The organism is Mycobacterium colombiense, assembly GCF_003284935.1.
Classification (GTDB): domain Bacteria; phylum Actinomycetota; class Actinomycetes; order Mycobacteriales; family Mycobacteriaceae; genus Mycobacterium; species Mycobacterium arosiense_A.
The window spans coordinates 1-2,972 of the sequence record NZ_QMEV01000139.1; the positions used below are offsets into that span (position 1 = coordinate 1).

Here is a 2,972-nt window from a genome sequence, read left to right on the forward strand (position 1 = left end):
GATGAAATACCAAGCGGGACGCCAGAAATCGAACGGAAAGCCGGGACGCTACGGCTGCGGAAAGTCCCCGTCCGCAGCCTACGCCGCGGGCCCCGACGCTTCGACCGCTGCGATTTTCGGTCCGCTACCGCCGGACGGCGGCGTGCTCGCGGACCAGGGCGTACAGCCGCCAGTAACCGGGCACGCCCTTGAGCGCGGTCTCACCGCGATCACCGAACCTGTGTCGCGAGCCGGTCACGATGTCGCGCAGCGTGGACGACACCAGCACCTCGCTGGGCCCGGCGAGCGCGGCGACCCGCGCGCCGATGTGAACGGCCATGCCCGCGACGTCCGCGCCGCGCACCTCGACCTCGCCGGCGTGAATGCCGACCCGCACCTCGATGCCCAGCACATGAACGGCGTCCACGATGGCGTCGGCACAGGCGATCGCCGCGCTCGGGCTGCTGAACGTCGCAACGAAACCGTCTCCGGCCGTATTGACTTCGCGACCGCCGAAGCGCTGCAGTTCGTGGCGCACGATCCTGTCGTGGTTGTCCAGCAGGTCGCGCCAGCGGTGGTCACCCAGCGCGGCGGCGCGCTCGGTGGAGCCGACGATGTCGGTGAACACGATGGTGGTGAGCAGGCGCTCGGCGTCGGAAGCGCCGCGCACTCCGGTGATGAACTCTTCGATCTCGTCCAGCATCGGGCCGGTGTCGCCGACCCAGTACAGGGCGTCCTCGCCGGGCAGTTCGACCAGACGCGACCCGGCGATGCGCTCGGCGAGGTAGTGCGCGTGCTCGACGGGGCTGAAGCCGGGGTTGTCGCGATGGACGATCAGCGTGGGTACCGCGATGCGCGGCAGCCTGTCGCGGACGTCGCCCTGCCTGACCTTGTTGATGAACGCGCGGGCCATGCTGGGAGACGCCGCCCGGTTGCCGGCCATGTCCCACCACGAGCGGAATGCGTCGTCGTGCGCGACGCTGGGGGCGATGATGCCGAGCATGTCGAAGCCCTGCTCGACGGCGTCCGGCTCCATCCCGACCGAGGTGAATCGATCGGCGTCGTCGAGTTCGGCGCCGATGGGGTAGTCGGGACCGCGCAACGTGCGTGCCGCGCCGTTGGCAATGACAAGGCTGTTCACCCGATCGGAGTGATCGGCCGCCAGGACCACACCGGCCAGCGTGGTGAAACCCGGCGCGAAGATCGTGGCTTTCTCGCAGCCGACGGCGTTCATCACGGCGAGCGCGTCCTGGGCCCACGATTCGGGGCCGAGCATGTCGAGGGAGGGAACCCTCGAGGACAGGCCGATGCCGCGCTGATCGAAGCGGATCACCCGGCAGAACGACGCGAGCCGACGATGAAAGCGGTACATCGAGGGCTCGAGGTCGACGCAGTCGATCGGGATCAGCGGGCCCGGCAGCATGAGCAGGTCCATCGGGCCATCGCCGAAGACCTGATAGGCGATGTCGATCTCGCCGCAACTGGCGTACCGAGTCCGCGGAGCCGCAGAACTCCCAGCCACGGCTCAAGGCTAGTTCAGGGCGCCGACAATGTGAGGTCTGTTAGCGGGATGGTTGCCGACTGATGATCGGCACCAGATAGCGCGCGGCGTAGTCGCGAACCGCCGCCGGATCCGACGTGTCGAGCCGGTCGGTCGGGAAGACGATGATGCCCAGGGCGACGCGGAGCAGGATGTCGGCGATGTTGTCCAGGTCGGCCTCGGCCAGGTCGGCGCCGCAGCGTCGCAGGGTGTGGGCGATCCCGTCGGCGAACTGGCGGATCGGGAAGGCCTGCGACCGGGAGAACATGCCGAACAGTTCGGGTTCGCTTTCGGCGATCCGCGAATACAGCGCGGAGTCCTGCACCAGGCGGACGCCGAGCGCGAACGCCTCGACCACCGCCTGTTGCGGGTCGCAACCCGTGGTCGCCTGGTCCAGCGTGCTGAAGAACAGGCCGGCCTCACGCCGCACCACCTGGGCGAACAGGTTCTCCTTCGTCGGAAAGCGGCGGTAGATGGTGCTGCGGCTGACCCCGGCCCGGGCGGCGACGTCGTCGATATTGGCGCGGCGCACGCCGTAGGTCTCGAACACGCTGCGCGCGGTGTCCAAGATGGTGCGATCGAGATCGGTGAGCGCCTCGGCAGTGGCAGAGCCCGGTTCGGACTGCATGATTGGCGGCATCGTATCAACTCCTCGGCGTGCTCCATGGCCGACTTTTTCGACATCGAGACCGGACTCGGCAGGTGCGACGGCGACCCGCGCCTGCTAGTGTTCGAGACGCTTGGAACAAAGATACGTCTTTGTGTCAATGGTTCACATGGATTGCCGTCGCCCAGCGCGGGTACGGCGAGGAGGTGGGCATGACCGCCCAGAACGACGAGTTGGCCGCGGCGACTGCCGGGCCGCGTTTCGACACCGGCGTCCGCGAGGCGATACCGATGCCCGTCGACGACGCGATCGCCGACGCCTCCCCGCGGCTGGGGCCGGATTCGTTGATCTGGAAGTTCTACGGAGACGTCCGCACCCAGCTCTTCGGGTTCCAGCGCACCGCCGGGGTGGAGAACTGCATCGAGCAGCTCGCCCAGGGCGTGCTGGACCACTCCGTCATCTTCAGCGACACGCTCGGCCGGGCCAAGCGGACCGCGCCGCCCCTGATGAACACCGTCTACTCCGACGAACCGCACGAGTGGGGCCGCAAGGTGCGGGACTTCCACAAGACGATCAAGGGCACCGTCAGCGACGGCTCGCGATACCACGCGCTGAATCCTGAGTTGTTCTACTGGGCGCACGCCAGCTTCGTCGACCAGGTCATCTACAACACCGACATGTTCATCCGCCGGCTCAGCCACGCCGAGAAGGAACAGATCTTCAACGAGGGCAAACTCTGGTACAGCCTCTACGGTGTCAGCGACCGGGGGCATGAACCGCCCCGGCATGTCCGGAGACTCCACTTGTTGGGAAAGTTGGAGTCATGTCAGGGAGTACGTCGAAGCG

At 67.3% G+C, this 2,972-nt stretch carries 3 protein-coding genes; 1 reads left to right on the forward strand and 2 read right to left on the reverse strand.

What is annotated here, in order from left to right; all coding sequences use genetic code 11:
- Window positions 1–124: 124 nt before the first annotated feature.
- On the reverse strand, window positions 125–1,501 hold the full coding sequence (locus DQP57_RS26365; RefSeq protein ID WP_112635849.1) for an adenylate/guanylate cyclase domain-containing protein: 1,377 nt from the start codon (window positions 1,499–1,501) through the stop codon (window positions 125–127).
- 40 nt (window positions 1,502–1,541) lie between these two features.
- Window positions 1,542–2,147 carry a TetR/AcrR family transcriptional regulator gene (locus tag DQP57_RS26370; protein WP_112635850.1) on the reverse strand — a complete coding sequence of 202 codons (606 nt, stop codon included), beginning with the start codon at window positions 2,145–2,147 and terminating at the stop codon, window positions 1,542–1,544.
- Between the two features lie 191 nt (window positions 2,148–2,338).
- On the opposite strand from DQP57_RS26370, the gene DQP57_RS26375 reads away from it, so the two are divergent.
- On the forward strand, window positions 2,339–2,972 hold a 634-nt coding region (locus tag DQP57_RS26375), incomplete at its 3' end, for an oxygenase MpaB family protein (RefSeq protein WP_240631901.1).